General features: G+C 64.3%; 21 protein-coding genes. 13 read left to right on the top strand and 8 right to left on the bottom strand.

The genetic code is table 11. The features are described 5' to 3' along the window. Together H7J73_RS29060 and H7J73_RS29055 are read right to left on the bottom strand one after the other, a co-directional pair. Positions 1 to 855 (bottom strand): MlaE family ABC transporter permease, encoded by an 855-nt coding sequence (locus tag H7J73_RS29060; RefSeq protein WP_264071284.1) that lies wholly within the window; start codon positions 853 to 855, stop codon positions 1 to 3. Continuing rightward, complete coding sequence (locus tag H7J73_RS29055; RefSeq protein ID WP_264071298.1) at positions 852 to 1565, bottom strand: MlaE family ABC transporter permease; 714 nt, start codon at positions 1563 to 1565, stop codon at positions 852 to 854. The genes H7J73_RS29060 and H7J73_RS29055 overlap by 4 nt, the downstream gene beginning before the upstream one ends. A gap of 686 nt (positions 1566 to 2251) precedes the next feature. Here H7J73_RS29055 and H7J73_RS29050 point away from each other — a divergent pair. The 5 genes from H7J73_RS29050 to H7J73_RS29030 are packed head-to-tail and all read left to right on the top strand — an operon-like array spanning position 2252 to position 6796. Continuing rightward, entirely contained in the window at positions 2252 to 2656 is a 405-nt protein-coding gene (locus tag H7J73_RS29050) for an SCP2 sterol-binding domain-containing protein (protein ID WP_264071283.1), read from the top strand. A gap of 14 nt (positions 2657 to 2670) precedes the next feature. Continuing rightward, positions 2671 to 3717 carry an alcohol dehydrogenase catalytic domain-containing protein gene (locus H7J73_RS29045; RefSeq protein WP_264071282.1) on the top strand — a complete coding sequence of 349 codons (1047 nt, stop codon included), beginning with the start codon at positions 2671 to 2673 and terminating at the stop codon, positions 3715 to 3717. Between the two features lie 3 nt (positions 3718 to 3720). After that, positions 3721 to 5229, top strand: a complete 1509-nt coding sequence (locus tag H7J73_RS29040; protein ID WP_264071281.1) for an aldehyde dehydrogenase family protein — start codon at positions 3721 to 3723, stop codon at positions 5227 to 5229. A 14-nt stretch (positions 5230 to 5243) separates the two neighbouring features. After that, positions 5244 to 6593, top strand: coding sequence for a cytochrome P450 (locus tag H7J73_RS29035; RefSeq protein WP_264071280.1), 1350 nt, complete (start codon positions 5244 to 5246; stop codon positions 6591 to 6593). Then, positions 6590 to 6796, top strand: a complete 207-nt coding sequence (locus tag H7J73_RS29030; RefSeq protein WP_264071279.1) for a ferredoxin — start codon at positions 6590 to 6592, stop codon at positions 6794 to 6796. Before H7J73_RS29035 ends, H7J73_RS29030 begins: the two co-directional genes overlap by 4 nt. On the opposite strand, the gene H7J73_RS29025 is transcribed toward H7J73_RS29030, so the two are convergent. Further along, complete coding sequence (locus H7J73_RS29025; RefSeq protein WP_264071278.1) at positions 6782 to 7882, bottom strand: helix-turn-helix transcriptional regulator; 1101 nt, start codon at positions 7880 to 7882, stop codon at positions 6782 to 6784. The two genes, H7J73_RS29030 and H7J73_RS29025, sit on opposite strands and share 15 nt — an antisense overlap. 28 nt (positions 7883 to 7910) lie before the next feature. Here H7J73_RS29025 and H7J73_RS29020 point away from each other — a divergent pair, with 28 nt between their 5' ends. Together H7J73_RS29020 and H7J73_RS29015 are read left to right on the top strand one after the other, a co-directional pair. Next, on the top strand, positions 7911 to 9461 hold the full coding sequence (locus H7J73_RS29020) for an acyl-CoA synthetase (protein WP_264071277.1): 1551 nt from the start codon (positions 7911 to 7913) through the stop codon (positions 9459 to 9461). Continuing rightward, entirely contained in the window at positions 9458 to 10690 is a 1233-nt protein-coding gene (locus H7J73_RS29015; RefSeq protein ID WP_264071276.1) for an acyl-CoA dehydrogenase family protein, read from the top strand. The genes H7J73_RS29020 and H7J73_RS29015 overlap by 4 nt, the downstream gene beginning before the upstream one ends. A gap of 19 nt (positions 10691 to 10709) precedes the next feature. On the opposite strand, the gene H7J73_RS29010 is transcribed toward H7J73_RS29015, so the two are convergent. Together H7J73_RS29010 and H7J73_RS29005 are read right to left on the bottom strand one after the other, a co-directional pair. Further along, positions 10710 to 13610 (bottom strand): MMPL/RND family transporter, encoded by a 2901-nt coding sequence (locus H7J73_RS29010; RefSeq protein WP_264071275.1) that lies wholly within the window; start codon positions 13608 to 13610, stop codon positions 10710 to 10712. After that, complete coding sequence (locus tag H7J73_RS29005) at positions 13607 to 14032, bottom strand: MmpS family transport accessory protein (RefSeq protein ID WP_264071274.1); 426 nt, start codon at positions 14030 to 14032, stop codon at positions 13607 to 13609. Before H7J73_RS29005 ends, H7J73_RS29010 begins: the two co-directional genes overlap by 4 nt. Before the next feature lie 194 nt (positions 14033 to 14226). Between H7J73_RS29005 and H7J73_RS29000 the strand changes: the two genes are divergently transcribed. Next, complete coding sequence (locus H7J73_RS29000; protein WP_264071273.1) at positions 14227 to 14886, top strand: TetR/AcrR family transcriptional regulator; 660 nt, start codon at positions 14227 to 14229, stop codon at positions 14884 to 14886. Between the two features lie 243 nt (positions 14887 to 15129). Beyond that, positions 15130 to 15699: a TetR/AcrR family transcriptional regulator gene (locus H7J73_RS28995; protein WP_264071272.1), complete on the top strand. Its 570-nt coding sequence runs from the start codon at positions 15130 to 15132 to the stop codon at positions 15697 to 15699. On the opposite strand, the gene H7J73_RS28990 is transcribed toward H7J73_RS28995, so the two are convergent. After that, positions 15696 to 16094: a limonene-1,2-epoxide hydrolase family protein gene (locus H7J73_RS28990; RefSeq protein ID WP_264071271.1), complete on the bottom strand. Its 399-nt coding sequence runs from the start codon at positions 16092 to 16094 to the stop codon at positions 15696 to 15698. The two genes, H7J73_RS28995 and H7J73_RS28990, sit on opposite strands and share 4 nt — an antisense overlap. 2 nt (positions 16095 to 16096) lie before the next feature. Next, positions 16097 to 16930, bottom strand: a complete 834-nt coding sequence (locus tag H7J73_RS28985) for a hypothetical protein (protein ID WP_264071270.1) — start codon at positions 16928 to 16930, stop codon at positions 16097 to 16099. Between the two features lie 213 nt (positions 16931 to 17143). Between H7J73_RS28985 and H7J73_RS28980 the strand changes: the two genes are divergently transcribed. Continuing rightward, positions 17144 to 18178 (top strand): TIGR03617 family F420-dependent LLM class oxidoreductase, encoded by a 1035-nt coding sequence (locus H7J73_RS28980; protein WP_264071269.1) that lies wholly within the window; start codon positions 17144 to 17146, stop codon positions 18176 to 18178. Here the strand turns inward: H7J73_RS28980 and H7J73_RS28975 are convergent. Beyond that, positions 18175 to 19413, bottom strand: coding sequence for an acyl-CoA dehydrogenase family protein (locus H7J73_RS28975; RefSeq protein WP_264071268.1), 1239 nt, complete (start codon positions 19411 to 19413; stop codon positions 18175 to 18177). The two genes, H7J73_RS28980 and H7J73_RS28975, sit on opposite strands and share 4 nt — an antisense overlap. Positions 19414 to 19653: 240 nt before the next feature. Here H7J73_RS28975 and H7J73_RS28970 point away from each other — a divergent pair, with 240 nt between their 5' ends. The 3 genes from H7J73_RS28970 to H7J73_RS28960 are packed head-to-tail and all read left to right on the top strand — an operon-like array spanning position 19654 to position 22226. Continuing rightward, positions 19654 to 20106 carry a ketosteroid isomerase-related protein gene (locus H7J73_RS28970; protein ID WP_264071267.1) on the top strand — a complete coding sequence of 151 codons (453 nt, stop codon included), beginning with the start codon at positions 19654 to 19656 and terminating at the stop codon, positions 20104 to 20106. A 12-nt stretch (positions 20107 to 20118) separates the two neighbouring features. Beyond that, positions 20119 to 20646: a ketosteroid isomerase-related protein gene (locus H7J73_RS28965; protein ID WP_264071266.1), complete on the top strand. Its 528-nt coding sequence runs from the start codon at positions 20119 to 20121 to the stop codon at positions 20644 to 20646. Beyond that, the gene (locus tag H7J73_RS28960; RefSeq protein WP_264071265.1) at positions 20643 to 22226 is read left to right on the top strand and encodes an acyl-CoA synthetase; all 1584 of its coding nucleotides are present in this window, start codon (positions 20643 to 20645) and stop codon (positions 22224 to 22226) included. The genes H7J73_RS28965 and H7J73_RS28960 overlap by 4 nt, the downstream gene beginning before the upstream one ends. The last annotated feature ends 5 nt before the right edge of the window (positions 22227 to 22231 follow it).

Here is a 22231-nt window from a genome sequence, read left to right as displayed (position 1 = left end):
TCAACCCGCCAGGTTGAAGTTGCCGGACTGACCGTAGACGGCCAGCGAAATCATCACGATTTCAACGGAAGCCACCACCATCGAGGTACGCACAGCGCGCCCGACGGCTTCACCGACGCCTGCTGGACCGCCGCTGGCGGTGTAGCCGTAGTAGGTGTGGACCAACATGATCACGACGGTCATGGCCACCGATTGCCCGAACGACCAGATGAGGTCGGTCGGATTCAGGAAGGTGTTGAAATAGTGGTCGTAAACGCCGGCCCCCTGCCCGTAGATCACCACGGTGCCGAGTCGAGCCGCGAAGAACGCCATCATGACCGCGATGCAGTACAGCGGGATCACCACGACGACGCCCGCAATGACCCGGGTCGCAGCCAGATAGGACACGCTGCGGATACCGATCACTTCCAGGGCGTCGATCTCCTCGTTGATCCTCATCGCACCCAGCTGGGCCGTCGCGCCTGCACCGATGGTCGCCGACAGTGCCACCGACGTAGTTCCCGGCACGATGAGGCGGACGTTGAAGAATGCCGAGGCAAAGCCGGTCAGGGCCTCGAATCCCACAGATGCCAACTGGTTGTAGCCCTGCACGGCAACCAGCGCACCGGTGGTCATCGTGAGAAATCCGACGATCGCCACCGTTCCGCCGACCACCGCGAGAGCGCCAGTGCCCAAACCCATCTGGGCGATCAGACGCAGCAGCTCGGTGCGGTAGTTGATGATGGCGTCGGGGATCGATGCCAGGGTCCTGGCATAGAACTGCGCCTGCGCTCCGATCCTGTTCCACCCGAGGACGACCCCGTCGAGCGAGCGCGAGAGCCGAGCGTACTGCCGGCTGGGCAATGTCTGACTCACGAGATTGTGAACTGGATGCCGACAGCGGTCACGACTACATTGATGGCGAACAAGACCATGAAGGTGAACACGACCGTTTCGTTGACCGCATTGCCCACCCCGGCCGGTCCGCCCTCGACAGAGATCCCCTTGTAGCAAGCGATCAACCCGGCAGCCAAGCCGAAAAGTGCTGCTTTGGCCAGTGATACGACGACATCGCCGGCTCCGGTTAGCAGCGTCATTCCGGTGATGAAGGCGCCCGGTGAGACGTTCTGAACGAACACACAGAACAGGAACGCTCCAGCCAGCCCGACGATGATGACGGTGCCCGAAAGCGCCAAGGCCACCGTCGTGGCGGCCAGCACCCGTGGGACCACAAGCGCCTGCACCGGATTGATGCCCATCACCCGCAATGCGTCGAGTTCGTCGCGGATGGTGCGGGCGCCCAGATCTGCACACATCGCGGTGGCGCCGGCCCCAGAGACCACCAGCACCGTCACGATCGGACCGATCTGGTTGACCGTGCCGATCGCTGCACCAGTCCCCGAAAAGTCCGAGGCACCGAACTCCTTGAGCAGGATGTTGAAGGTGAATACCAGCAGCACTGAGTACGGCATGGTCAGCATCAACGCTGGGAGCACCGAAACCCGGGCTACGAACCAGGACTGCAGAACGTACTCGCGCCACGCGAACGGCGGCTTGAACATCACCACGAACGTGTCCAGTGACATGGCGAAGAATCCGCCGATCGCCCGCACCGGCTTGGTGGCTAATTGCACTGATGTCACCACTGCTCTGCCCACGGCTCAGTCTTCGAGCGCACGTGATCGCTCCACACGGGGACGCTCCTTTAACCGGTTGCTGCCGTGAGCGCATTGGCTCTCGGCTCTGACAGTGACCAGGGTCACGGGGCTTCTGCGGAGGGAACGTACCCTCTACGACTAGCGGATCTGAACCCTATTGACCTGCTTATCTCCCCTTCGGAGTAAGGAACTGTCTCCTAGGTGTTAGCAGCACGCATGCGATAGGTAAACGGATTGGATTTTGCTGAACGTTCGCTGTACGAGCCACCGGTTGTTCGAGGCCGGCGCCAGATTCATGCCTCTTTCGCGGTCGGCGCCCGACACCGGACCGGCACTACTCGCGACCCAGGACACCGCGCCGGCGCCATCCCGAAACTCAACAGCGCCCTCGGACACCTCAGGTGTCGACGCGCGAGACAGCGTGCGCACACTCGACCAAATCGAGGCCTCAACAGCCTTGTTCGATCGATCCGGCCTGGACATCGCCACGGTCGATATCCCGTTCGATACCCCTAAACATCACCTGCGGGGAACAGACGGCCCCGCCTATGTGGTGATTGCATGGCGGGACGGGCCTATGTGAGGCCGATCACCACCGAATGGGAGCAGCCGCAATGGGTTTCTTCAAGGACGCCGACGAACTGGACGAGTACATCGGCGGCGTGTTCCGCGACGCAGGCGACCACCCGGAGTCGGGCCCGAAGCTGCGCGCGGCGAACATCGTCATGCGCGTGCTCTACACCGACCCCGAGGCCGAGGTGACGATCGCTTTCCGGGACGACTACCAGGTGATCACCGGCCCGACCGACATCAAGCCCGACATCACCTTGCTGATGCGCGGCGATACGGCCGACCAGTTCTGGCGCGGCGAGTACAACCTCGCAGTCGGGCTGGCGAAAGGCCAGGTGAAGGCCAAGGGTCCGGTGAACAAGATCCTCAAGCTGGTGCCGCTGACCAAGCCGCTGTTTCCGATGTACCGCGAAAAAGTTGCCAAGAAAGACGCCGAGGCGGTTTCCTGACGATGGCGCCGACGATGAATGCGGCTGTGCTGCGTGCGCCGCACACCGTCGAGGTCACCGCGGTACCGCGGCCCTCGATCAGCGAGCCGACCGACATCCTGGTCCGCATCGAGAAGACCGCGATCTGTGGAACCGATCTCCACCCGTATGAGGGTCGCCTGGAGATCGAACCGGACGTGATCCTCGGCCACGAATTCCTGGGCACCGTCGAGGCGGTCGGCTCTGCCGTCACCCAGATCACCGAAGGTGACCGGGTGGTGGCCTCCTGCGCGGTCAGCTGCGGCGCCTGCTATCAATGCCGACGGCATCAACCCGGAAACTGCGCCGGTTCAAGGATTTTCGGACTGGGACTGGCGCTGGGCGATCTGGCCGGCGGTCAGGCCGAGTACGTCGTCGTGCCTTCCGCCGATATCAACGCGCGGATCATCCCCACCGCGGGGGCGGCAAGCGATGACGACATCCTGTTTGCCGGCGACATCATGACCACCGGCTACGAGGCGGTCGCCCGAGGAATGCGTCCAGGGGACACCGTCGCCGTGGTCGGGGCGGGGCCCGTCGGCCTGTGCGCGGCGATGGCCGCGAAAGCCCTTGGCGCAGGCCAGGTGATCATCATCGATCGGGTCACCTCGCGACTCAAGGAGGCGCAGAACGACGGTGCCATCGCAGTGGACGCCCGGGAGAGCGACCCGAGCGATGCGGTGCTCGACCTGACGGACTGGCGCGGGGCCGACCTCGTGGTCGACGCCGTCGGGCACGAAACCGCACTGGTATCGGCGATTTCGCTGGTGCGTGCTGGGGGCACCCTGTCGATACCCGGCGTCTACACCGAGGAATCGATAACCCTGCCGTTCGCCGAGCTCTACCTCAAGGGCGTCAAAGTCGAGATGGGCGTCTCCCACATCACCGAATACATGGACGAAGTGATCGCACTATCGGTGGCCGGAAAACTCAAGCCAAGCAGCATCATCTCGCATCGAATGGGGTTGTCCGAGGCAGCCGAGGCCTACCGCCTCTTCGAGACCCGCGAGGCCACCAAAATCGTCCTGGATCCGAGGAGCTGACAGATGACCACCGCCACAGAGGTGCAACACCACCTGATGCGCATCGGCGGCCAGGATGTCGATTCTGGCCGCATCATGACGCTGATCGACCCCAGCGACGAGAGTGTTGTCGCCACGGTGGCCCAGGGCGACGCCGCGCATGTGGACGCTGCCGTCGCCGCAGCCAAGGCTGCTTTCGACACCGGCGTATGGTCGCGCAAGACGCCTCAGGAACGAGCCACCGTCATGCGGCGGATCGCCGATGCGGCCAATGACGCGATCGAGCACCTGATCGAGCTGGAACTGTCCTGCAACGGGGCCACCATCCGGCAGGCCACCGGTTTTCATATCGGTTATGCGATAACACATTTCAGCTACTTTGCCGATCTGGCCGATGCCTATGCCTGGCGGCGACCGGCGCCCATCATGACCTTTCCCACGCTGGCACAGAGCGTCGTGCACCGGGAGCCGATCGGTGTGGTCGCAGCGATCGCACCATGGAACTTCCCCCTCCTACTCACGCTGTGGAAGGTCGGACCCGCGTTGGCAGCGGGCAACAGTGTCGTAGTCAAACCCGACGAGCACACGCCGTTGTCCATCCTGGAGTTCGCCAGGATCGCCGAGCGGAACGGCCTGCCGCCGGGAGTGCTCAACGTCGTACCTGGCGACGGGCGTGAAGCCGGCGCCCGATTGGCCAGCCATCCCGATGTCGGCAAGATCGCGTTCACCGGGTCCACCGCCGTGGGACGGGAGATCATGCGATTGGCGTCGGGCACCGTCAAGCAGATCACCCTGGAACTGGGCGGTAAGGGGCCGTCGATCGTCCTCGACGACGCCGACCTCGACATGGCCGTCGACGGTGTGCTCTACGGGTGTTTCGTCCACTCCGGCCAAGTGTGCGAATCCGGCACGCGCGCACTGGTTCCCCGGGATATCCAGGATGAATTCGTCGCGCGACTGGTGGAGCGGGCGAAGACCGTCACGATGGGGCCGACACGGGACTGGGACACCGATATGGGCCCGGTGATCAACGCCACCCAGCAGGCCCGCATTCTGGACTACATCCGCGGCGCGGAAGCCGAAGGCGCACAGGTGGCCCTGGGCGGCCAGGCATTGGACGGACCCGGCTTCTGGGTCCAACCGACCATCGTGGCAGGGGTGACCAACGACATGCGGATCGCTCGCGAAGAGGTATTCGGTCCGGTCCTGGTCGTCATACCCCACGACGGAGACGATGACGCGATCACGATCGCCAATGACAGCGACTACGGGCTGGCCGCCAGCGTCTGGACGAGCGACAACGCCCGTGGCCTGGCGGTGGCCGAACGCATTCGGAGCGGCAGCGTGTGGATCAACGACGCACATCAGATCAACTGTCAGGTGCCGTTCGGCGGCTACAAGCAGAGCGGAATCGGCCGAGAACTCGGCCCGGATGCGCTCGACGCCTACACCGAAGCAAAGACCGTGCACCTCGACCTGTCCGGCGGTCGCGCCGCCAAGCCCTACGACATCCTGCTCAGCCACGCCGACTAAAGGACAACCCGGCCATGACCACGTTCGAAGAACTCGCTCTCTCCTTCGATGACGACGACGATGACGACGGGACCGATGTTCCCCCCACCAATGACGTTGCCGCCCAACGCCCCCACGACGAGCTCAACGTCTCGAGCGACGCGTTCTGGGCGCTGGATCTCCCCGAGCGCGACCTGATCTTCCGCACCCTAAGAGAAGAGCGTCCGGTCAGCTGGCAGCCCGCGATCGAGACGGCCGTGGCACCCGATCCGGACGACCCGGGGTTCTGGGCGGTGGTGCGACACGGCGACATCATCGAAGCCAGCCAGCGCTCGGAGGTGTTCGTCTCCCGCTACGGCGTGATGTTCGACATGCTGCCGCCGGTCTTCCTGGAGATGGCGATGTCGTTCCTGGCGATGGACAACCCTAAGCACAACAAGGTACGCCGGCTGGTCGCCTCGGCGTTCACTCCCCGACAGATCAAGCGCATAGACGACGACATCGCCTCGCGCGCAAAACGAATCGTGGCGGCCGCAGCGCAGAAGGCGCGCGACGGCGCGGCGGTCGATTTCGTCGGCGACATCTCCGTGCACCTGCCCGTCGAGATGTTCGGCGACATGTTCGGGGTGCCAGAAGAGTTGCGGGCCGAGGTCGCACACGCCGCCGACGAGACACAGGCCTGGGCCGACCCGGTGTTGCTCGGCGGGCGTGACCCGGCCGAGGTGCAGGTGGAAGGTGCGTTGAAGATCCACGAGATCACCGAAGAACTGATCGCGGCGCGGCGCGCAGAGCCCGCCGATGACCTGTTGACCAGTCTGGTCAATGCCGAGATCGACGGTGAGCACCTGTCCGACTTCGAGATCTGCGCCACCATGGTGCTGTGCGCGGTGGCCGGCACCGACACCACCAGGCATACCGCCAGCTTCGCGGCGAAGGCGCTCACCGATTTTCCCGCTCAGCGCCAATGGCTATGGGACGACTTCGAGAGTCGGATCGGTACGGCGATCGAGGAATTCCTGCGCTGGGGCTCGGTGGTGCAGAACTTCCGTCGCACCGCGGTCTCGGAGTACACCCTGGGCGGTCAGCAGATCCTGCCCGGCGACAAGGTTGTGCTGATGTACAGCTCCGGCAACCGCGATGCCGCGGTGTTCGACGATCCCGACGCCTTCAAACTCGACCGGAACCCTAACCCGCACATTGCTTTTGGCGGTGGAGGCACGCACTTTTGTCTCGGCAATCAGCTGTCCAAGTCGATGCTGCGCTCGTTGTTCCGCGAGTTGTACCACCAGATGCCGGACTTCGTTGCCGGGGAGCCAACCCTGGTGAAAACCAACTTCATCCGCGGCATCGTCAGCATGCCGTTCGACCCGAAGCTGCCACGATGAGCTATTGCCGGGTCACGATCGACCGGTCCCGGTGCACTGGTATCGGGCTCTGCGAGGCGGCAGCGCCCGATCTCTTCGAAATCGACGATGACGGAGTGGCGCAGCTGATCGGTGCCGATGTCGGCACCGATCGGCTTCCCGAGCTCGAGGAAGCCGCATCGAACTGCCCCACCCAATCCATCGCTGTCTCAACGATCGGCTGACTGATAGAGCCGCGACACCGCCTCGGCGCGATTTCCCACCCGGAGCTTGCGCAGAATGTGCTTCACGTGTTGCTTGACCGTGCCTTCGGAGATCACCAGCGTTGCCGCGACTCCGGCGTTGGTGCGACCCTCGGCCACCAGTTTCAGCACTTCGAGTTCTCGCCGGGTCAGCACGTCATGCAACGACGTCGATACCGCCGGGGCCGGTCGACCAGTCAGCTGTTCCGGGTGATCCGCCGAAATATCCAGCGAGACTTCGTGAACACCGGCCAGCGCCGTGTCGGCATCGGCTGCCGCGGACTTCAGTGCGTCACTGGCAGACTGCAGCTGCTCGGCGACGGTGGCCCGGCTCAGCGCCAGCCGCAGTCCATGGGAAAAGGCCGACAACACCTCGCGATCGATCACGTCGATGTCCCGGCCCTGCAGATAACGGTCGGCATGCAGCAGCCCGACCACGCGGGAACCCGACAAGATCGGCGCCGCCACATACGAGGTCGACCGGGACGCGTCGGCGATGGGCCGGTGCACCCGGGATTCATGTTGGACGTTCGTGACGACGACGGCCTGGCGCCGGCGAACGACCTCGGTCTCGAACAATCCGGGAACCAACGGCTGTGGCTGCTCCTGGCCGACCAGGTTGATCGCCTGTGCCCACTGCGGATCATCGGCAATGAAGACCGCCTGCGACACCCACATCCCGTCGGCGATGTGGGAAATGATCGCGCGGTCGAAGCCGAGATCCGCGATCAACTGCGGAGCGAGTCGCACCAGGTCGTCAACCGAACACGGCGCCGCCTCCAGTTGCGCCAGCACGTCGCCGAGTCGATGGCTGATCTCGCGCTGGTCCGCGTGGCCGGCCGCGACCAGCGCGTGGTCGAGACCGCTGAGTCGGTGCAGCGCAGTGAGCAACTCCACGGACGCACCGCTGGACGTCGAGTCGGCCAGCACGTCGTACAACGCGTCCCAGGCGCCGGCGATGATCGCCCTGGCGTCCGCGGACTGCACGGCACCATGCGGATCGGCGCCGTCCAGCACGCCGCGCAGACCGTCGAGCACCGCCCGCACCCGCGCTTCGTTGTGATCCACCGCACAATCCTAGGTCAGGAGTCCACTCATGTATCCCGGAGCACACATCTCCACGTCGCCGGACAAACCCGCCGTCACGCTGGTCGACACCGGTGTCACCCTCACCTATGCACAGCTGGAGGAGCGCTCCACCCGATTGTCGAATGCGTTCCGCGACGCGGGTTTGGCGCCCGGTGACGTCGTCGCGCTGCTGTCGACCAACGACGTCAGAGTCTTCGAGGTGTACTGGGCGTGTCTGCGCACCGGGCTTTATCTGACCCCGGTGAACTTCCACCTGACAGCCGCAGAGGCTGGGTACATCCTCGCCGATTGCGGTGCCAGCGCACTCGTCGTCTCAGCCGACCTCGCCGAGCTGGCTCGCGGCGCAGTCGCCGAGGTGCCCCAGCTGACGAAGCGATTCGCCTATGGCGGTGAGGTGGCCGGATTCCGCGCTTACGAGGCACTCGTGGCAAGCGGGTCCCCGGAGGCGCCCGCCGACCAACCCCGCGGGGCCGACATGCTCTACAGCTCGGGCACCACCGGACGGCCGAAGGGTATCAAGCCCCTGTTGCCCCAGCGCCAGGTCGGCTCACCCGGTGATCCATATGTCGGTGCATTCGGCACGACATATGAGATGAACGCGGACACGGTCTACTTCTCCCCCGCGCCGCTGTACCACGCCGCACCTCTGCGGTTCGGCATGATCGTCCAGGCCCTCGGCGGAACAGTATTGATCAGCCGCGGATTCGACGCCGCGCAGTGCCTACGGGTGATCGACGACTTCTCGGTTACCCATAGCCAATGGGTGCCAACGCATTTCGTGCGGATGCTGCGACTGCCCGAAGAGATCCGCCAGGCTTACGACCTGTCCTCACAGCGCTATGTCATCCATGCCGCGGCGCCCTGTCCCGTCGAGGTCAAACACCAGATGGTGGAATGGTTCGGGCCCGTGCTGCACGAGTATTACTCGTCGACCGAGGCCAACGGCATCACCATGATCTCCACTGCCGAGTGGCTCGCCCGCCCTGGCTCGGTCGGAACCGCCACATTGGGCGTCCTGCACATCTGCACCGACGACGGCCAGGAGGTGCCGCCCGGCGAGCCCGGGTTGGTGTACTTCGAGCGGGACGAGATGCCGTTCGCCTATCACCGCGACCCGGAGAAAACCGCCGCGGCCCGGCACCCGTCGCACCCGACCTGGTCCACCTGTGGCGATATCGGCCATCTCGACTCCGACGGGTATCTGTACCTGCGCGACCGTCAGGCGTTCACCATCATCTCCGGCGGGGTCAACATTTACCCGCAGGAAATCGAGGACTGCCTGACGCTGCATCCCGCTGTCTTCGATGTCGCGGTGCTCGGAGTACCCGACGCCGATTTCGGCGAATCTGTGCTCGCCGCAATCCAACTCAATCCGAACGAACCAGCCGACGACTCGACACGCGGCGCACTCCTGGCCTACCTGCGCCCACGCATTGCCGGCTACAAGATGCCACGTCGCATCGAATTCGTGCAGTGTCTACCCCGAAGCGCGGCCGGGAAACTCACCAAAGGTGCACTCCGTCAGCAGTTCAGCTCCGTTGAAAGGACCTCATCATGACCTCATCACTGGCCGGGTTGCCGCGCACCTCGGAGCGACTCTTCGACGACCTTCTGCTGCCCGAGGAGACGGTGAAGATCCGCGCCGAAGTGCGGGACTTCGCCCAGAGCGTCCTGGCCCCACGGGGGGCCGAACTGAACAACGCCGAGGAGGCGAAGACAGCCTTCCCCCGAGACATCTTGCGGCACATGGCCGATGCCGGCCTCTACTCCATTCCCTACGCATCCGACGTCGGCGGGCGCGGCTTGGAATTTCCGATGCTCGCGGCGGCGACTGTGCTTGAGGAGATGGCGTACTTCGCCCCCGGCGTCGCATCGGCGCTCTATGACGGGCAGGCGCTGTTGGTCGGCCGGACCCTGGATGCTGCGCCTGCTCATATTCGCGGCGAGTACCTTCCCCGGTTGGTGCGCGGCGACATCGTCGGATCCTTTGCCACCAGCGAGCCGGGCGCGAGCACCGACTTGTCGGCAGAGGCGATGCGCACCGCGGCGACCCGGGTCGCAGGGGGTTTCCGCCTGAACGGGCGCAAGCGATGGATCACCAACTCGTGTGCGGCGGACATCATGACCATTCTGTGTCTGGTCGACGGTGAGCACGCCATGCTGCTGGTCGACATGCACACCGCCGGCGTCACCGTCGGGGAGCCGGACAAGAAGATGGGCAACCGGTTACAGCTGACCTCCGATGTCGAACTCGCCGATGTGTTCGTGCCCGAGGACCACGTCATCGCCGAACCGGGACGAGGGCTGGGCGCCGCACTGAAGAGCCTCACCCTTGGGCGGATCGGTGTCGGGGCGATGGGAGTGGGGATGGCGCAGTGCGCCTTCGACCACGCCGCCGCCCAGCTGGGCCGGCGCAGCGCCTTCGGAGCGAAACTTGGCGCCTTCCAACACTGGCAGTTCCGGATGGCCGAGCACGCAATCGCGCTGGAGGCCGCCCGCTCGCTGTATCAGAAGGCGGCCCGCAAGTCCGACGCCGGTGTGACTCCGGAGCCGGAAGCGGCGATGGCCAAGGTCACCGGGAGTCGCGTGGCGGTCGACGTCGCCCGGGATGCAATCCAGGTCCACGGCGGATATGGATTCGTCCGGGAACTGACGGCCGAGGGCACCACCAACCACCTCGAATCCATCTGGCGCGACAGTAAAGTCGGCGAAATCTACGAGGGCGCCAACGAAGTGCAGCTGTGGAGCATCGCCCGCGCCGCGCTGGGGCGTGACCTGACCGGGTGAGCTCACCCACCCCGAACCCTCACTCCGACGCCGCGGACGACGACTCGACCAGTTCACGCTTGGGCCAGGGTTGCGGTACTGGACGGGGACGCACGTGCAGCGGCCACCAGAACCAGCGTCCGAGCAGCGCCGCCAGCGACGGTGTCATCAGCGACCGAACCACGAGTGTGTCGAACAGCAAACCGAGGCCGATGGTGGTGCCGACCTGGCCGATGACGATGAGGTCGCTGACCGCCATCGCCGCCATGGTGAAGGCGAACACCAATCCTGCGGATGTCACCACCGAGCCGGTGCCTGCCATCGATCGGATGATGCCTGTCTTCAATCCCGCGTGCATCTCCTCCTTCATCCTGGAGACGAGTAGCAGGTTGTAGTCCGCGCCGACCGCGAGCAGCACGATGACCGACATCGGCAGCACCATCCAATGCAGTGGAATACCGACCAGGTGCTGCCAGATCAGGACCGAAAGGCCGAAGGAGGCACCCAAACTCAGTACCACGGTGCCGACGATGACCGCTGCGGCAGCGATGGCCCGGGTCAACACCACCATGATGAGGAAGATCAGGATCAACGCGGCGACCGCCGCGATGAGCAGGTCGTAGTCCGCGCCCTGCTGCATGTCCTTGTACGTGGCCGCGCTGCCACCGACATAGACTGTCGAGCCCTCCAGCGGTGTGCCCTTGATGGCATCTGCCGCGGCAATTCGCAACGGCTCGATGTGCGAGGTGCCTTCCTCGCTCAACGGGTCACCTTGATGGAACACGGTGAATCTGACGGCGTGGCCGTCGGGTGAGAGAAACAGCTTGATTCCCCGCTGGAAGTCGGCCGTTTCGAAGGCCTCCGGCGGTAGGTAGAAGGTGTCGTCGTTTCTTGCGGCGTCGAATGCCTCACCCATCGCGGTGGCGTTCTCCTGCTGGGCCATGTTCTGGTCCTGCTGGGCTTTCTGCGCCTGATACTGGTTGAGCAGGAACTGCTTCTGATTCTTCATCGTCTGGATCATCGCCGGCATCAGCGCGGCCAGCTGCGGCGTCAGTTCGGCCAGATTTTGGATATCGGGCACCAGATCCTGGAAGTCATCGGACAAGGTGCTGATGCCGTCGAGGCTGTCGAAGATCGATCGCAACGAATAGCAGACGGGGATGTCGAAACAGTGCGGCTCCCAGTAGAAATAGTTGCGCAAGGGCCGGAAGAAGTCGTCGAAGTCAGCGAGATGGTCCCGGATCGCATTGGTGTCGGTGGAGGTGTTCGCGAACTTGTCGGCCATCCGCCGGGTGACGTCAGCCATCTGCAGGGTGATGCTCTGCATCCTGGTCATCGAGTCGATCGTCACCTGCATTTCGTCGGCCTGCTTGAGCGTGTTCGCGAGCACCGTTTGCTGATAGTCATTGTTCAGGAGTTGGCCTGTGCCGCTTTGGCTTACCGTGTAGGCCAGTGAGGCGTGCTCGACCGGCTTGCCGTCCGGCCGGGTGATCGTCTGCACCTGAGCGATCCCGTGGACGCGCACCATGGCCTTGGCGATCTTGTCGATGATCAGGAAGTCCGCGGGATTGCGCAGATCGTGGTCGGCTTCCACCATCACCAGTTCGGGGTTCATCTTGGCGTCCGAGAAGTGCCGGTCGGCCGCCGCCATGCCGACGTTCGCCGCGATGTCGGCGGGCAGGAAGATGCGGTCGTTGTACGTGGTGTGATAGCCGGGCAGGGTGAGCAGACCGACGAGGGCCAAGACGACCGCCATCACGAGAACGGCGCCGGGCCACCGAACAGTGGCCGCGCCGATGCGGCGCCACCCGCGGGCTCGTCCTGAACCCTTGGGCTCCAAGATCCGGCCGAAACGGGTGACCAGCGAGATCAGAGCCGGCCCGAGTGTGAGTGCGGCGGCAACCACGATAGTCATACCGACGGCCAGCGGGATTCCCATGGTCTGGAAGTACGGGAGCCGGGTGAAATGCAGGCACAGGGTCGCGCCGGCGATGGTCATACCCGAGGCCAGAACGACGTGCGCCGTGCCATGAAACATCGTGTAATAGGCCGATTCTCGGTCTTCGCCCGATCGACGCGCTTCCTGATAGCGACCGATCAGGAAGATCGCGTAGTCGGTGGCCGCGGCGATCGCGAGGGTCACCAACATGTTGGTGGCGAACGTGGTGAGCCCGAAGGCGCCGTGATAACCGAGGAACGCGACGACGCCTCGGGCGGACATCAGACCGACCACCACCATGGTCAGTGTGATCAACACCGTGACCACCGAGCGGTAGACGAGTAACAGCATGATCGTGATGACGGCGAACGTCAGCCCTTCGATCATCTTCATGCTCGCGTCACCGACCGCGCTCTGGTCGGTGGTCGTTGCCGCAGGGCCGGTCACGTACGCCTGAACGCCCGGCGGTGCTTTGACGCGGTCGACGATATCGCGAACGGACTGCACCGACTCGTTGGCGATGGCCTCGCCCTGGTCGCCGGCGATGTACACCTGCACGTAGGCGGCCTTGCCGTCGATGCTCTGGGCACCGGCGGCGGTCAACGTATCGCCCCAGAAGTCCTGAACGTGCTGCACGTGCTTGGTGTCGGCACGCAACTCGCGCACCATCTCGTCGTAGAACGCGTGTGCGTCCGCGCCCAAGGGATCGTCGCCCTCCAGCACGATCATCACCGAGCTGCTGGTGTTGTACTCCTTGAAAACCTCGCCGACGCGTTTCGTCGCGATCAGTGCGGGTGCGTCGTTGGGGCTCATCGAGACGGCGCGCAGTTTGCCAACCTCTTCGAGCTGGGGCACAACGGTATTGAGTACCGCGATGATCGCGATCCACACCAGGACTATCGGGATCGCCAACCTGCGGAGCAATCGCGGCAGCCAAGGGCGCGCGGCGTGGCGCACCGGCGGAATGGCGTCGGTCGGGGCGTCATCGACAGCGGTGCTCACGCCGCCTTCACCAAGCAGTACGTCGCAGGATTCACGCCCTGAGCCGTCCTTTCGTCCTTGACTTCATCATCAACAGTCACCCGGCAGCCAATAGATTGACCGTCACCCTGGACCAGTAGGTTCGGCATGACCGACGGAATCGTGGTCTCCAGGCGCAATGACCACGGCAGCGGGACCTCGCCGGTTCGCTGGGGCAGGCCGTTGAGGTCGGTGTAATTGATGACCGCGGTGGACCCCGATCCGAAAACCTCGTAGACGACGACCTTGGGGTTGAACTTGTCTGCGGTATCCGAGCCGACCGGTGTCACCACGGCGCCATCAGACCCGAACACCGACCGCAGGTGAGACACGCTGACAGCACCGATAACGACGGCCGTCACCATCAGGACGGGCAGCCACACGCGTTTGACCGCCGATATCACCAGCGTGCCCCCGCCAGGACTCGCCGACTGGCCGAACACTCGTGCGCAAGCAGGCGCACATGTACTGCGGTCACGAAAGAGCCTTCCAACGGGGGCGACGCGGGGCCGGGGGCGCCCGGACTAGGTAGTGAACCTAAATGAATAAGTGGATAAGGTCAATCCGCTTATGACGACGATCACTTACACTGCGATTTGTGACCGAAGAGGACGAACCCGCCCGCGGACTGCGAAAGGATGCCGAGCGCAATCGACAGCGGGTGCTCCAGGCTGCGCGAGAACTGTTCGCCGCAAAGGGCCTGGAAGCGACGCTCAACGATGTGGCCCACCACGCCAACCTCGGGGTCGGAACCGTATACCGACGATTCGCCACGAAGGAAGAGCTGATCGACGCGATCTTCGAAGACAGCATCGATGAGATCGTGACACTGGCGGAAACAGCGCTAACACAGCAGAATTCATGGGACGGTTTCGTGTGGTTCGTGGAGCAGCTCTGCGAACGCACAGCTACCGACCGCGGCCTTCGCGAGATGGTGTACAGCAAGGCCTACGGCGGCCGCCGTGTCGAAGTATCGAGGCTGCGACTCGACCCCCCGATCTCGCGACTCGTCGAACGCGCGTGCGCCGACGGCTATCTGCGGCCCGACGTCATGCCCGCCGATATGCCGATCATCAGCCTGCTGGCCGGCACCGTGAGCGAATGGGCGGGCCATGTGGAGCCCGAACTGTGGCGCCGGTATGTAGGGCTGATGCTCGACGGGATGCGCCATCGTGATGGCCGTACGCGGCTCGCCGTCGCGGCGTTGAAAGATGAGCAGATGGATTCGGCGATGCGCGGCTGGCACCCGGCCGGCTGAGGCCGTCGTCGCGCGTAGTGGAGCAGGCACCGACTGTCCGGGGCGCCAATCCGACACAGGCATATGCCGCCGATAGCAGCGGTGACTGTGCGTCATCGAGCCTCGGCCAGTCGCCAGAATGTGTAGCATCATTCACTACTGCAGAATTGAACGCCCTGCTCGCAGGCTTCTCGTAATGAATGCGCACGAACATCTGGAGGTACTCCCATCGCTGCAGAAACGCTGGGTGAGACAGCGCCCCATGTGCGTACCCGCGACCCCGAACGTAAGAGCCGGATCCTGACGTCCGCAGCAGACCTGGTGGCCCGCAAGGGCTTTCACGCGGTATCGATCTCCGAAATCGGTGCGGCCGCCGGTATCACGGGCTCCGGGGTGTACCGGCATTTCGAGAGCAAGTCCGCGGTTCTGGTTGCCCTGTTCGACCGAGTGATCGACGGACTGCTGCACGACGAGCAACGGATCCTGGAAAGCACCACCGATCTGGGTCTGGCGCTGGATCAATTGATCAGCGGGCAGGTCGAATTCGTCGTCGGCGACCGCGAGTTGGCACAGGTCTACTACAACGAGATCAACAATCTGCCCGACGAGGACCGAAGGCGGCTTCGCCGCAAACAGCGGCTGTATCTCGAAGAGTGGGTGCACCTGGTCAACGAGCAGCGCGCCGACCTCACCGACACCGATTCCCGTGCCGTCGTGCACGCGGTCATCGGCGCGATCCAGTCACCGCTGTTCCACAACACCGGACTGGCCGAGGATCGGCTCCGGGTGCTGCTCACCGAGGCCGCGCGCGCGATCCTCGGTATCGCGGGTTAGGCCGTCGGCAGCTCGAGGAACTCACGCATGTCCCAGTAGTCCCGCCAGTACGCGATCTGCCCCGATTCGTCGAGGCGCATGATGCCGGCCACCGGCAACGAGATGAACCGCGTCCCGGTGGAGTCGACGAGATGGTCGATCCGCTCGCTATAGACCACGCCGTCCGACTCCCCGAGGTGCAGCACGTCGACATCGATGGTGGCCAGATCGTAGCTGTCCCGGAACCCCTCCAGGAGGCCGACAGCCTCGTCGCCACCGGTCGTCATCGGGATCGGCGGCGGCCCGGCGATCCACTCCCCCTGCGTGCCGAGCATCGCCCGGAACGAGACACAGAGTTGGTCGAAGCCGGTTCCCCAACTTTGGAAGTGAGCCTGGACGTCCTGTGTAGCAGTCACTCTCACACCGCGCCGGCAGTCTGGGGGTCGCGCGCCGGCTCAACGTCGGCGACGGCCCCGTCCGGCAGGAACCGGCTCAGCCCATAGACCACGAATGCACACAGGCCAATCGAGAGGATTGTCGCCGCACCGATGAGTCCCGGGGTGGCGTTCCCATTGTCCAGATGCATGGCGATGATCACCGGGGCACCCAGGCCGAAGTTGGCGCCGAAGAACGTCATCGGGAATACGACAAACAGACTCAACAGTCCCCATCCTGTCGACACCTTCCGCCAGACCAGGACTGCCACCACGGTGAACAGGATGACCTGCGTGCCCTCGAGGACCCCGATGATGAACGGGTAGTTCCAGATCCGGCCGACATACGGGCCGTAGTAGGTGTACACATTCGTACCGGTGCCGACCATCTCGAACACACACGAGGCGAGCACTTCGATGCCCCACACCGTGAACAGGCCGCGCATTCCCAAAGTGCCCTCGTAGATCCGCCGTCCGGCGTACAGCACGGCCATTGCATAGAGGATGACGTAGCCACTGTGCGTCCAAATGGGCTGAACCACACCGAATGCCGAGAAGTGCATGAAGCCCGCCCCGGGTTGGCCATTATTGGCGTCATAGAACCAGAGATCAAAGGCGACGTCGTACAGCGGTTCTGCGTATGCAGCCACCCCGGCAGCCAGGATCGCGATCGCATAGAACGGAGTGCGCTGCTTGATTCCCATCCGGACGGCGATCACCAGCATGCCCAGCGCGATGGCCCAACTGGCCCACGTGAAGATGTTCTGCCACAACAGATCGAGGTCATGCAGCTTCACGTCGATCGGCATGCGTCCCACGAATTCCTCCTCTGGTCGACCCTTCTCAGGGCTCGTCCAGCGCACGTTACGCAGCAGGCTCCGTACCGACATCTCTATTCGGGAGCAGAGGAATTCCCCGTTGGGGATACATGGGTTTGAAAGGTGCCGTCGGCATGTGAACATTCATGTTGTCGAGCCGCCTGATTATCGTCGTGCGGCTGCGTCCGTTGCGCTACTGACAGGACATCTGAGATGTATATCGACGCGAACATCGGTGGCTCGATCGACGGAACCGGCGGTGCGGACCTTGCCGGGCTGACTGCGCAAGTCGCGGTCGCGGAGCGGATCGGGCACGACGGAGTCTGGACCACCGAGGTGAGTCGAGATCCCTTCCTGCCCTTAGCGGTGGCGGCAGAAAAATCAGCGACTCTGCAGCTGGGCACGGCGGTCGCGGTCGCCTTCGCACGCAATCCGATGAGCATGGCAGTGGTGGCCAACGACCTCAACGTATTCAGCGGTGGCCGGTTCGTGTTGGGTCTCGGCTCGCAGATCGAGGCGCACATCACCCGCCGATTCGGCATGCCTTGGTCGGCGCCTGCCGAGCGGATACGGGAGTATGTCGCTGCGCTGCACGCGATCTGGAACAGTTGGCAGAGCGGCGAGCGCCTGGACTTTCGCGGCGAGCACTACCGGCACACCCTGATGACGCCGATGTTTTCACCCGGCCCGAGTCCCTACGGACCACCACCGGTGCTGATCGCCGCAGTCGGACCGAAGATGACGAGAGTGACCGCCGAGGTCGCCGACGGCCTGCTGGTACACGGCTTCACCACTGCCCGGTATCTGCGCGAGGTGACGATGCCGGTGGTACAGGAGGGTCTGCACGTCTCCTGCCGCAAGCGCGACCACTTCACCGTCGTCTACCCCGGACTGGTCGTCACCGGCGGCGACCAGTCCGAGTTCGACGAAGCGCTCACACAGGTGCGTCGACAGATCGCCTTCTACGGGGCCACGCCGGCCTACCGGGGTGTGCTCGATCTACACGGCTGGGGCGATCTGCACGCCGAGTTGCACCGGTTGTCGAAGTTGGGCGACTGGGCGGCGATGACTGGGCTCGTCGACGACGACATGCTGAACACCTTTGCGGTGGTCGGCGAGCCTGAAGCTGTTGGGGCGCAGATTGTTCGACGGTTCGGCGGTCTGGTCGACCGCTTCACCCTCTATACGCCGTACCCCCTCGACGAGGCGGCCAAGGCCACTGTCATCGAGGGGGTCAGAGCGGGTTAAGCCTTGGCTGCGGCCTGATTGAGCAGGAACTCGCCGACGTAGGTCCTGGTCTGGTCGCCGTTGAGCGGCTGGAACATCGACGCCGCCGAATCACGGTACAGCCGTTCGAAAATGGTGCCCTTACGGAACGACGACCCGCCGACCAGACTCATGGCGTGGCGCGACATGTGCATGACGTTGTCGGCGACGAACGTCTTGGCCAGGCCGAGGTAGGGGAAGCGCAGCTCCGGTGCCCACAGCTTGTCCTTGCCCTCGATCTGCTCCTGACAGGTCTGGTAGAGCACGCGCCGCGACATCTCGACCCGCGACGCCATGTCACCGATGCCGTCGATGATGTGACCGACGCTCTTGACCTCGGTGTCGGCGGCGACGATCGCACCGAAGGTGGCACCGAGGTGTTTCTTCGACAGTACGGCCAGCGACTCTTCCAGGATGCGTTGCTGCATCCCGAGGTAGATGCTGGCGAACATCAGCGAGGCCCACTCGAGTACGCCGAACGCGCCCGCGCGCCACGGTGAGACGAAGCCGTCCTCAGGCACAAAGTAACCGTCGAAGACGATGGTCTGCGTCCCGGTGGCGTGCATACCCAAGGCGTTCCAGGTCTTCTCGATCCGGAGGCCGTCGCCGACACCGTTCTCGTCGACCTCGAACTCACCGATGAACAGCTTCTCCGCGGCGACCCGGCCGTCGAAGGTATCCGGCAGATTGCCTTCGGCATCGGTCTCGGTGGCGTTGGTGGTGATGATGTCGGCGGCCTCGCACAGCGTGCCCCAGGTCTTCTTACCGAAGATCTTCCAGCCACCACCGGCCTGCGGGACGGCCTTCATATCGGCCAGGCCGGAGAAGCCGGCCCGTTGCTCGGAGAACGGCCCGAACATCAGCTCACCCTCGGCGACGCGGCCCAGCCAGTACCGGTTCTGTTCCTCGGTCATCAGGTTCCCGGCGATGCCCACCATGATGTAGTGCATGTTGTAGGCCAAAGTGATCGCCGAGTCGCCGCGCGAGAGTTCCGACACGACCTTCGACACCTGCAGGATGTTCGCGCCGGCACCACCGAACGCCTTCGGCACCGGCAGTGCGCCGAGCCCGGACTTCTTGAAAACCTCGATCGACGGGTAGGCGAACGTGTTCTCCACGTCGTACTGCGGGCCGATCTCGCGGAAAAACTGCGAGACCTCCTGCGCCTTGGCGAAATACGGCTCGAACTCGTCGTCCGTCAAATCCTGTTCCAGCATGTTGGCTCCATCTCGATCGTGCTGTGACTCCCTTCGATGCTGCTCGCAGCGATATGCGGGCACACCCCTCACAGGGGGTAACTCGATCCGGCATCGGGGTAGACGAACCGCTGGTCACGCAGGCTGAAAGGCCCACCTACCCCCTAAGGGCAACGGGCTTCCTCCCGGCGGTAGTCGCCACCGGACACCCCGCTCAATAGCGTCGAAGGTGTCGTGTACCACCAGCGAGGAGAAATCACTGTGAGCCACACATTCGCCGTCAGATGGCTGAAGGCCTTCCGGGAGAGTCCCGAAGCCGTCGTCGCACTGTATGCCGACGGCTTCCTGTTCGAGGATCCGATCCTCGGGCAGACCATCACGTCGCGCGAGGACCTGCTGCGAGTCTTCGCACCGTATGCGAACGCCGACACCGAGAACGGCATCGGCATCAACAACTTCCGCATCGACGAAGTGGTCGGCGACGAGAAGGCAGCCATCTACCGCTGGACCTGGCGCGCACCCACCGCGGCCGCGTTCGTGGGCGTCCCCACCAACGGCAAGGTGCCCGGCGCCCGTGGCATCACCTTCCACATCTATGACGAGAACGGCCTGATCAAGCGCGAAGAGAGTTTCTGGGACTGCGCCACCGCAGTCAGCGAGCTCGGCCTGCCCGTCGATCCCAGTGCCGTCGCCAAACTACCGGCCCTGGTCTGAAAGGAATCCCTGATGAGCCTCGCCACTCCCCTTGCTTCAGACCTCGCCAAAGACCACGCCGCGCGGTGGGCCGCCGCGCTGACCAGCAGCACGGCCGCCGCCGTCGACCTCTACGCCGATGACTTGGTCTACGACGACCACGCCGACTCCGACCACGTCTCCGACACCGCGATCACCAAGGCGGAGCTGACCCCCAAGTTGGCGGCTTATGCCAACTCCGAGCGCGGAAATGGCGCGGGGATCCACTCCTTCACCGCGACCGAGGCGTTCCAGCTGGCGGGCGACAACGGCAACCCCGCCGTCGTCATCCTCTGGGACTGGACCGGCACCGGGCTGGACACCTATCGCGGCGTGCCGACCGGCGGCAAAACCCTGAGCACCCGCGGCATCACCTGGCATCAGCTCGATTCCGCCGGCAAGATCGCCCGCGAAACCACCTACTGGAACGACACCCCGGTCCTGCAGGAGCTGGGGCTGCCGATCATCACCCCTGAATACTGGGTGGAGGGTTTCGATCCGGCCTCGTTGGCCGGCTGGTGATTCCGAACAACTCCGGCACCTGGGGCACGCTGCCCGATGTCCTCGACCGCGCGGGCGCGTACTACGCGGACCGGACCGCCATCGTCGAGGGGTTCGGCGACGAGCGCTCGGTGACCTACCGCGATCTGCTGCAGTGGCGTAGCCGAATCGCAAACGCGCTGTTGGCAACTGGTGTGCAAAAGGGTGAGCGAGTCGGGCTGCTGATGCCCAATTGCCTGGAATTCATCCCGGTCCAGCACGGCATCTGGGCGGCGGGGGCGGTACTGGTGCAGATGCCCACCCGCGCCACCGCCGACGGCTTCCGGTCCAACCTCGCTCAGGCCGACGCCACCACGCTCGTCTACCACGCGAAGTTCGAAGACGCCGTCGCCCAGATTCGGGACGAACTCCCCAAACTGCAGACGCTGATCCGGGTCGGCGCAGCGACCACCGAACGGGTGGATGCCGCCGATTTCGCGGAACTGGTCGAGGCCCAGCCCGCCAGCCGCCCCAACGTCGCCATCGACGAACACGACGAGGCGTACGTGCTGTTCACCTCCGGCAGCACCGGTGAGCCGAAAGGTGTGGTGAATTCCCATTTCACGTGGAGCCACTACAGCGTGTCTGCCGGGTTGGAGATCGCCGACATCCGGTTCGGCGAGGTGTTCGCCCACGGCGCTCCCCTGACGCACTTCTCGCAGATCTTCGTGATGCCGACCTTTGTTCGCGGCGGAACGAACGTAATGCTCGCGGGTCTGGATGTCGAAGGCCTGCTGACGAACATCGAGCGGCACAAGATCACCGCGACAGCGGTCGTACCGACGATCATCTACCTGTTGCTCGATCACCCGCACCGGAGCGACTTCGATCTGAGCTCGCTGCAGACGATTGTCTACGCCGGCTCGCCGATCGCCCCCGAGCGCCTGCGGGAAGCGCTGGACGTGTTCGGGCCGATCTTCATCCAGACCTACGCCGGTACCGAGCCCGGATACGTGGCGTGCCTGCGCAAGAACGAGCACGCAGTAGACCACCCGGCCCACCTGGCGTCGGCGGGTCGGCCGATGTTCCAGGTGCGGGTGAGCATCCAGGACGACGAGGACAACCACCTGCCGATCGGCGAGGTGGGCGAGATCTGCTCGCGCCAACTCGGTCAGATGCTCAGTTACCTTGATCCGCAGCGCAACCCGGAGACACTGCGGGACGGATGGGTGCACACCGGCGATATCGGCCACCTTGACGACGACGGTTTCCTCTACCTCGTCGACCGCAAGAAGGACATGGTGGTCAGCGGCGGCTTCAACGTCTTCCCCCGTCAGGTCGAGGATGCGCTGGCCGAGCACCCGGCCGTGGCCCAGAGCGCGGTCATCGGCGTTCCGCACGAGAAGTGGGGCGAGGCAGTACTTGCCGTCGTCGTCACCCGCGATTCGGTCACGGTGTCCGAGGCCGAACTCATCACCCACGTCAAGGCAGCGCTGGGCAGCGTTGCGGCACCGAAGTCGATCGTTTTCGCCGAGACACTGCCGCTGAACCCGGCCGGCAAGGTCGACAAGAAGGCCCTCCGAGCGCCCTATTGGCAGGGCCGCGCCCGCCAGATCAGCTAACGAAG

It is taken from the genome of Mycolicibacterium komossense (assembly GCF_025822605.1).
GTDB classification, from domain to species: domain Bacteria; phylum Actinomycetota; class Actinomycetes; order Mycobacteriales; family Mycobacteriaceae; genus Mycobacterium; species Mycobacterium komossense.
This window is presented reverse-complemented; position numbering and strand designations above follow the sequence as displayed.

Coding starts and splice junctions, on each gene's coding strand:
- H7J73_RS28980 (WP_264071269.1), top strand. CDS start 17,144: ATGTATATCGACGCGAACATCGGTGGCTCGATCGACGGAACCGGCGGT.
- H7J73_RS29040 (WP_264071281.1), top strand. CDS start 3,721: ATGACCACCGCCACAGAGGTGCAACACCACCTGATGCGCATCGGCGGC.
- H7J73_RS29045 (WP_264071282.1), top strand. CDS start 2,671: ATGAATGCGGCTGTGCTGCGTGCGCCGCACACCGTCGAGGTCACCGCG.
- H7J73_RS29050 (WP_264071283.1), top strand. CDS start 2,252: ATGGGTTTCTTCAAGGACGCCGACGAACTGGACGAGTACATCGGCGGC.
- H7J73_RS28975 (WP_264071268.1), bottom strand. CDS start 19,413: ATGCTGGAACAGGATTTGACGGACGACGAGTTCGAGCCGTATTTCGCC.
- H7J73_RS29015 (WP_264071276.1), top strand. CDS start 9,458: ATGACCTCATCACTGGCCGGGTTGCCGCGCACCTCGGAGCGACTCTTC.
- H7J73_RS29035 (WP_264071280.1), top strand. CDS start 5,244: ATGACCACGTTCGAAGAACTCGCTCTCTCCTTCGATGACGACGACGAT.
- H7J73_RS29020 (WP_264071277.1), top strand. CDS start 7,911: ATGTATCCCGGAGCACACATCTCCACGTCGCCGGACAAACCCGCCGTC.
- H7J73_RS29030 (WP_264071279.1), top strand. CDS start 6,590: ATGAGCTATTGCCGGGTCACGATCGACCGGTCCCGGTGCACTGGTATC.
- H7J73_RS29055 (WP_264071298.1), bottom strand. CDS start 1,565: ATGTCACTGGACACGTTCGTGGTGATGTTCAAGCCGCCGTTCGCGTGG.
- H7J73_RS28965 (WP_264071266.1), top strand. CDS start 20,119: ATGAGCCTCGCCACTCCCCTTGCTTCAGACCTCGCCAAAGACCACGCC.